Source organism: Pseudomonas sp. NFACC13-1 (assembly GCF_900104425.1).
Taxonomy (GTDB): Bacteria; Pseudomonadota; Gammaproteobacteria; order Pseudomonadales; family Pseudomonadaceae; genus Aquipseudomonas; species Aquipseudomonas fluorescens_AA.
Genome location: NZ_FMXV01000034.1, coordinates 55,244 through 63,093 on the forward strand (window position 1 = coordinate 55,244; position 7,850 = coordinate 63,093).

5 protein-coding genes are annotated in these 7,850 nt (G+C 63.7%); 1 reads left to right on the plus strand and 4 read right to left on the minus strand.

Translation table 11 applies throughout. From position 1 onward, the window contains the following. Positions 1 to 94: 94 nt before the first annotated feature. From BLQ55_RS28030 to BLQ55_RS28045, 4 genes are read right to left on the minus strand one after another with little or no spacing between them, the layout of a single operon-like run. The gene (locus BLQ55_RS28030; protein ID WP_092200305.1) at positions 95 to 2,014 is read right to left on the minus strand and encodes a heavy metal translocating P-type ATPase; all 1,920 of its coding nucleotides are present in this window, start codon (positions 2,012 to 2,014) and stop codon (positions 95 to 97) included. Continuing rightward, on the minus strand, positions 2,011 to 3,063 hold the full coding sequence (gene hflK / locus BLQ55_RS28035) for a protease modulator HflK (protein ID WP_092258716.1): 1,053 nt from the start codon (positions 3,061 to 3,063) through the stop codon (positions 2,011 to 2,013). The genes BLQ55_RS28030 and hflK overlap by 4 nt, the downstream gene beginning before the upstream one ends. Then, entirely contained in the window at positions 3,060 to 4,112 is a 1,053-nt protein-coding gene (gene hflC, locus BLQ55_RS28040) for a protease modulator HflC (protein WP_092258719.1), read from the minus strand. The genes hflK and hflC overlap by 4 nt, the downstream gene beginning before the upstream one ends. Beyond that, on the minus strand, positions 4,109 to 6,070 hold the full coding sequence (locus tag BLQ55_RS28045) for a protease modulator HflK (RefSeq protein WP_092258722.1): 1,962 nt from the start codon (positions 6,068 to 6,070) through the stop codon (positions 4,109 to 4,111). The genes hflC and BLQ55_RS28045 overlap by 4 nt, the downstream gene beginning before the upstream one ends. Positions 6,071 to 6,291: 221 nt before the next feature. Between BLQ55_RS28045 and lpdA the strand changes: the two genes are divergently transcribed. Continuing rightward, positions 6,292 to 7,692 carry a dihydrolipoyl dehydrogenase gene (gene lpdA, locus BLQ55_RS28050; RefSeq protein WP_092258725.1) on the plus strand — a complete coding sequence of 467 codons (1,401 nt, stop codon included), beginning with the start codon at positions 6,292 to 6,294 and terminating at the stop codon, positions 7,690 to 7,692. The last annotated feature ends 158 nt before the right edge of the window (positions 7,693 to 7,850 follow it).

Sequence of the window (7,850 nt, forward strand, 5' to 3'; positions counted from 1 at the left end):
CGCTGTCCCAAATCACTCCTGTGGGTGGGTCACTCCTGCGCTGGCACGCCCTCTCCAATAGCAGACTGCAAGTACAGCGCGCAGTTCGCTGACCCTATCCAACGGTGCCCTTGGCTTGGATCTTGAGCAGTGGCTCCTGGAACCGCAGCAAGCGCCCGGCATTACCTAACACTAGCAGGGTACTGAGATTGTGCAGCAGCGCCGCGATCATCGCCCCCGCTGCGCCCAGCCAGCCGAAGGCGGCAAAGGCAACGATGGCCAGTGTCCAGCCCAGGCCGATGATCACGTTGACCTGCAACGTGCGCCGACACTGGCGACTCAGTCGCACGCAAGTGCCGAGGCGCCGCAGATCGCTGCCGATCAGCACGATGTCCGCCGACGCCAGGGCGATGTCCGCACCGCCGGCTCCCATGGCGACGCCCACCACACCGGCCTTGAGCGCCAGGGAATCGTTGATGCCATCGCCCACCACCATCGGGCGGAACCCATGATCGATTTCAGCCATGACCCGCTTGAGTTTGTCTTCCGGCAAGGCCTGGGCCTGCACATCGCCGATACCGACATCCCGTGCCAGGACCGTGGCCACGCTTTGGCGGTCGCCGGTCAACAGCAACTGACGGCCCAGACCCAACTCGCGCAGCTCGGCCATGGCCACCTGTGCCTCCGGCTTGACGCTGTCGGCCAACAGCAGCCAGGCGAGGAACTGCCCATCCAGCGCCAGACCGGCAATCGGGCCGTCGTGCTCAGGAACCGCCAGGGTGTGAATGCCCAACTGGGCAAACAACTCCGGCCGACCGAGTGCCGCTTCGCCCTGAGCCGTCATCGCGACCACACCCAGCCCCTGGCGCTCACGAATGTCCGTCAGGGGCAGGCAATTGTCCTGTTCCACCAGCCCCGCCAAGGCACGACTGACCGGATGACTGCTGGCTGAACCGAGGCTGGCAGCCAGCGGCAGCAACAACGACGGTTGAGCATCCTGGGCAGGTTCGATGGATTGCAGGCGCAACACGCCATAGGTCAAGGTGCCCGTCTTGTCGACGACCAACGAAGTCAGGTCCGCCAGTTCTTCCAAAAAGGCCGAGCTGCGAATCAGAATCCCGTGGCGCGCCGCCACCGCGATCCCGGCAATGGCGGTGGCCGGCGCCGACAGCACCAACGCGCAGGGACACGCCGCCACCAATACCGCCAACATCGCCTGGGCATCGTTGGTTACGAACCAGGTCACTGCCGCCAGCAACAACACCAATACCAGGTAACTGCCGGCGTAGCGTTCCAGCAAACGGGTGATGGGTGGCTTGGAGCGTTCAGCGTTTTGCATCAGGGCGATGACCTTGCCCAAGGTGGACGCTTCGCCAGTACGGGTCACTTCCAGGCGCAGCAGGCCATCGAGGTTGATCGCGCCACCGAAGACTTCCGTGCCAACCACCGCCTCCAGCGGCACCGATTCACCAGTGATGGGCGCAGTGTCGAGGCTGGCCTGGCCGGACAACACCCGACCATCGGCCGGCACTCGGTCACCGGCACGCACCTCCACGACATCGCCGGCCTGGAGCGTCGCGTTGTCGACGTCGATGATCGAGCCGTCGGCCTGTACCTTGCGACCCTGGCTGCGGGTCAGTTGGCCAAGAGCATGAATCGCCTCTTGGGAACCGATGACGCTACGCTCCTCCAGCACATGGCCGAAGATCATGATGATCGGCAGTAACGCCGCGGTCAGCAGATCGCCGGTGGCCCAGGCGCCGAGCATCGCCAGGGCGATCAGTTGGTCAGTGATTCCGTGCAGGCTCGGGTACCGCAAGCTGTACCAGGCCGAACGCATCACCGGCACCGCCACCAACAGCGAGGCGAACCCCAACAGCAGTTGGCTGACGCCGCTCTGCTCCGGCGACCAGCCGCGCCATGCCAGGCCCAATGCGAGCAAGCCGAGAGCGAGCATCGCCAAGGTCAGTTGCCGGGCGGCGATGCGTTGCTCTGCCGAGGACAACATCGGTACAGCAGGCGTTCGAGCGGTCATTGGCCGGCTCCCTGGATGATCAGGCGAGAATCGTCTTTCGGGTCGACCGTGGTCACTGAGCCGGCTTGGCGAAGGATGGCGGGCATGCGTTCGCGATACAGGCGCAGCAGCATTTGCGGATCGCTGCCTTGGGTCTTCGCCAGCCCGAGCACCGTGGCCGTATCGGCCGAAGCCTTGGCGAGCCGCTCGCTGGCCTGGGCATGGGCGACTTGCACGGCACGGTCGGCGTCCTGGCGGGCGACCTGGGTGAGTTTTTCCGCTTCAGTCCGGGCGTTGGCCACGGCTTTGTCGGCCTGCTGGCTGGCGGTCAGTACCGCGTTGAAAGCACTCACCGCCGGCCCGGGCAGACTCGATTGCACATCGACCCGCACCACTTCGATGCCCAGCCCCTGCCCCGTCGCCGCCAGGTCAGCCAGGCGTCGGTTAAGCCCTTGAACCAGATCGCCTCGCAAGCGTTCGCGGCGCTCGGCCGCCTGGTTGTCACTGCCCATCAGTTCGGGGCGCGCCACCAGAATGGTGTCCAGGTCCCGGGCGGCGGTCAGGGCCACGGCACTGCGGGTCGCCAGTCGGTCCAGTGCCGGCAGGACATGTTCACCTTGCAAGACGAAAGCGTAAGGATCAGTGACCTTATAGAACACCCGCACATCCAGTTGCACCACGCCGGCATCACCGGTCAATAAATAACCAGAGCCGGCCAATGCATCGCTGACCGGCGTGGCGAAACTGGCCACACGATCAGCCTGCAAGGCCGCGTCCGAGCGCAGCAGATTTTCCACCCGCCGCTCGAGCACTCGATCCGCTGCTGGCAGCAGGATCACTTGTTCCACGGGCCGCGGCCAGGCCAGCAAGAGGCCGGCATTCTGGATACGATCCAAGGCGCCGAAGTGCAGCACCACCGCACGATTCTGCGGGTCGATCTGGCGCACGTTGGAAAAGATCCAGGCCAACGCCGCCAAGACCGTGACGGCATAAAGCGCTAGAAACGCCAAACGCCCGGCCTGGATCCACGGACTGGATAACGCATTTGTTCCACGTGGAACCAAACTCATGGTTGTGTTCCACCTTTGCCATCCATGGAAGCAGGGCCGTCCACCAGGACACGGAATGGAGCGGCATCGGTGCGCAAAATCAGCTTGGTGCCTGGGCTGACGATGGTGCCCAAGGTGTCCAGCGAACGAAGCAGGTTGTAGAGCTGGGGAGAGCCGGCGTAGGCCCGGCCATAGATTTCGGCCGCGTCTACCCGGGATTGCGCCTCGATATCAGCGGCCTTTACCGTGGCATCGGCTTGCACGACGCGGGCATCACGTTCTGCGGCGGAACGAATCTGCGCCGCTTCGCGCTTGCCGATGGCGGTGCGTTCGGTGGCGATGGTTTCGCGCTCGGCCCGCATGCGGTCTACCGTTGCGGTCAATGTGACCGATGGCAACGTCAGGCGTTCGATACCGACTTGCAACACTCGTACACCGTAAGTGGTGAGCAACTGTTGATCGATCTGCTGACGCAACTGCGCTTCGAAATCGGCGATGCGCACTTGGCTAGCATCGGTGTTGACCAGGTTCGCCAGGTCAAAACTGGCGGCCGTGGTTTCCAGCGCGGAGCCGACAAATGTGCGGATCTGCCGCGCAGCTTCGTCCGGTTGGTTCTGCACCGCGCGCATGAAACGCTGCACGTTGTCCGGGTCACCCTGGACCTGCCAGGCCACGTAGGCCTGGACAATGATCCGTAGCCCATCGCGGGTCCCGACATCCTGCAGGCCGCTGGACGTGGTGCGCAATCGCAGGTCCACCGGGATCGCCGCCTCGAACGGTGCCGGCCAGCGCCACCCCAGGCCAGGTTGCAGCAGCACCCGGGCCGGATTGCCGAAACGGGTAATGACCGTGGCCTCCCCCGATCGCACTTGCACGAGGCTCGCGGCCGCGACGGCAAATGCCATCAACAACACCGCCCAGCCCACCCGCCGCCAAGGAAACGGACCGGCTTGCTGCGGGTCGCCATGATGGTGGTGGTGATGACCATGGTGATGACCATGGTGATGACCGGCATGGCCGTGATCGTGACCGGCATGCTCGTGGTGACCGTGTGAAGAGGACTGGCTCAATGGGCAGCTCCTGGCGGGACAGGGTTACGCGGCGACGCGGGGTCGGCCGGCAGCGTGAAGGTTCGCAAGTCGATGGTCGGCTCGTTGCTGCTACCGCCCAGGCGATGATCGAGAATCAGCAACTGGGCATTGCCGAGGCCCTGGGTCAGTTGGCTCAAATAATGTTCCAACACAAAAGCGTGCCCCGCCGTGGCGTAGGCTTTGCGGTCGGCATTGAAACGCAGATCGGCAGCCTGGGCAGTCGCGTTGATTTCCCGCGCAGTGGCACTGGCCCGGTCATGGGCGATGCTGGCTTGCAATTGCGCCTGGTTGGTCTGTTCCGCCGCCGCGCCACGCTCCCGGGCGATCAATGCCTGGGCGCCGATCTGCGCGGCCTGCACGCCGTGGTAGGCATTGGCCGCACCGGCCGGCGGATGAATCGCCTCCACCACCGTCGCCAGGATTTCCACACCGCTGTCGAGGGATTGCAGGTCAGCCTGGACAGCGCGACCGATTTCGTCGGCCAGGCTCACGCGGTCGGCGCCCAACAAACCATCCAACGTACGCGAAGCAAACTCATGCACCAGGATGCGGCTGGCGGTGCTGCGGATCAGCGTCGGCACATCGGCGCTGTTGTAAGTCGCCGCCAGCGCCGCGGCATCCGTCAGGCCGATGCGATAGACAAAGCGCACATCCATGTTGACGATCTGAAAGCTCTGCTGGTCGGCTCGACGGCTGGCAATGACCTGGGATTTGTCGTTCACATGGCTGGCGTCCCACAACCGATTGGCAATGGCCGGTGCCGGTCCCTCCGCCGGTTCAGCCTCGACCTCTGCACGACTCTGCGCGACGCTGGTCGCCAGTTCATGCACAACGCCATTCTCGACATTGAGCACCCTGCCCCACGGCCAAGGCAACGCGACATGCAAGCCGGGACCGAACACCTCTACCGGTTTACCGAAGCGCTCATAGATGCCCCGCCCCTGCAGCGGCACTTCGTGCACGCCTGTCAACAACCAGCCCACCAGCGCCACTGACGCCAACACCGGCAAAAAAGCCCGACGCATGTAGCTGAAGGCCCAGATCTGGCGCAGGTCGATGCCGAAACGGTTATGCAGTTCATGCTGCAAGGCCAGCAACGGTTGCGGCGGCCAGCGCAGCAGATCGGCGATGACACTGCGGCCCAGCAGCGTCGGCTCCAGGGCATCCCGGCGCGGGATGAACAACGATAGCACCGCGCGCAACAACAACTCCGCCGCCACCAGTCCCGGCAACAGCCCCATCAGCACCGCCAGGCGCACCGGCCAGATGGACGTTTCTGCAGCGAACAGCAAGCACAAGGCGCCAAGCACCAGCACGATGATCGCCACCCGCGTCAGTTGCGCCAGCGCTGGCGCTTCCGGCCACTCCACAGGGGGCTGCTGGGCCAATTGCCGCTCGAACACCAATAACCCGAACGCCAACAACAACGACAACACCGCCTCCACACTGGCCGAAACACCGAGGGCGGCAGCCGGCAATTGCAAGTCCCAGGCGTGCTCCACGCCCAGCAATACCAGCACGGCCCAACCGGCCAGCCACAACGCAGGCGCACCGATTTGCTTGAGCAGGCCGACCGAGCGGGCACCGATGCGCTCCAGCAACCGTTCATACCAACCCAAGTTATCAACAGGCTCGTCTTCCGCTGGCAGGTTATCCACAGCCGGCAACAACGCCCTGCTGCGCCATTGCGTCAACCACCAGGCGGATTGCAAGCCCGCCACCAGCACCAACAGTCCCGCGCCTTGGCTGACCAACAAGGCTGGCCACAGCGATTGCGGCGAAAACACCCCGATAAAAAACGCCAGGACCAGACCCAATCCCGCCACGCTTCCCAAGGCGCAGGCGATCAGCTTCAAGCGGCGCCCTTGAAACGACGCGCGCTGGAAACGCGGCCATTCGGCCACTTGTGCCCCCTCGATATCCAGATCGACTTGCATACCACCCCAGCTTTCGTGGCGATCAAAATCCGGGCCTGTGGGCAGACGCCACCGCCGCTTCGTTATAGGCCGTTACCTTATAACGATTACTGTGAAATTTCCGTTTTGAATTCTTCATGACAAGGCCCACGCCGACCTCTTGACTTAAGCCTTGACCGGAATCTCTGGAAACGCTCATATTACGCCCATAATTTTTTATCAGGCCAAGCGGGAGAACAGCGATGAGCAACTACGACGTGGTCATTCTGGGCGGTGGACCCGGCGGGTATAACGCGGCGATTCGGGCCGGGCAGTTAGGGTTGAAGGCCGCCTGTGTCGAAGGTCGAGCCACCTTGGGCGGCACCTGCCTGAACGTCGGCTGCATGCCCTCCAAGGCCTTGCTGCACGCTTCGGAACTGTACGAAGCGGCCACGGGAACGGAGTTCGCCAACTTGGGCATTGAGGTCAGCCCTACCCTCAATCTTGCGCAAATGATGAAACAGAAAGACGAAAGCGTGACGGGCCTGACCAAGGGCATCGAGTTTCTGTTTCGCAAGAACAAGGTCGACTGGATCAAAGGCTGGGGCCACATCGACGGGCCGGGCAAGGTGACCGTCACCGGTGACGATGGCAGCAAGACCGAACTCACCGCCAAGGACATCGTCATCGCCACCGGCTCGGAACCCATGCCGCTGCCAGGCGTGACCATCGACAACCAGCGCATCCTCGACTCCACCGGTGCCTTGTCCCTGGGTGAGGTGCCCCGGCACCTGGTAGTGATCGGCGCTGGCGTCATCGGCCTCGAGCTGGGCTCGGTCTGGCGGCGCCTGGGCGCCCAGGTGACCGTGGTGGAATACCTCGATCGCATCTGCCCGGGCGTGGACGGCGAGGCCGGCAAGACCTTGCAACGGGCCCTGGCTAAACAAGGTATCCAGTTCAAGTTGAGTTCGAAGGTCACCGGCGCCACGACCTCGACCAGCGGTGTGCAATTGCAGGTCGAACCGGCGGCGGGCGGCGAAGCACAGACCCTGGACGCCGATTACGTGCTGGTCGCCATCGGTCGGCGGCCCTACACGCAAGGACTGGGGTTGGAGAACGTCGGGTTGAGCACCGATAAACGCGGCATGCTCGCCAACCGGCATCACCGCACCGAAACACCCGGCGTCTGGGTGATCGGCGACGTGACAGCCGGACCGATGCTGGCCCACAAGGCCGAAGACGAGGCCATGGCCTGCATCGAACAGATCGCCGGCAAAGCCGCCGAGGTCAACTATGCGCTGATCCCCAGCGTCATCTACACCCGGCCGGAACTGGCCAGCGTCGGCCAGACCGAGGAACAGATCAAGGCCGAAGGCCGCGCCTACAAGGTCGGCAAGTTTCCGTTCACGGCCAACAGCCGGGCCAAGATCAACCACGAGACCGAAGGGTTCGCCAAGGTCCTGGCCGATGAGCGCACCGATGAAATCCTTGGCGTGCACCTGGTGGGCCCGAGCGTCAGTGAGATGATCGGGGAGTACTGCGTGGCCATGGAGTTCAGCGCTTCGGCCGAGGACATCGCCCTGACCTGCCACCCGCACCCTACCCGTTCGGAGGCGTTGCGCCAGGCGGCCATGAATGTGGAGGGAATGGCGACGCAGATGTAGGAACAACGCAAAGCTAAAGTGAACACTTTTTATGGCGAGGGAGCTTGCTCCCGCTGGGCTCTGTAGGAGCTGGCGAAGCCTGCGATCTTTTGATCTTTCGCTTGAGACTCAAGTGTCTGGGGAAAGATCGCAGCCTCGTTGCACTCGACAGCTCCTAC

Excerpts from the sequence above, each read along its gene's own strand:
- BLQ55_RS28030 (WP_092200305.1), bottom strand. The coding sequence starts at position 2,014 with ATGACCGCTCGAACGCCTGCTGTACCGATGTTGTCCTCGGCAGAGCAA.
- hflK (WP_092258716.1), bottom strand. The coding sequence starts at position 3,063 with ATGAGTTTGGTTCCACGTGGAACAAATGCGTTATCCAGTCCGTGGATC.
- BLQ55_RS28045 (WP_092258722.1), bottom strand. The coding sequence starts at position 6,070 with ATGCAAGTCGATCTGGATATCGAGGGGGCACAAGTGGCCGAATGGCCG.
- lpdA (WP_092258725.1), top strand. The coding sequence starts at position 6,292 with ATGAGCAACTACGACGTGGTCATTCTGGGCGGTGGACCCGGCGGGTAT.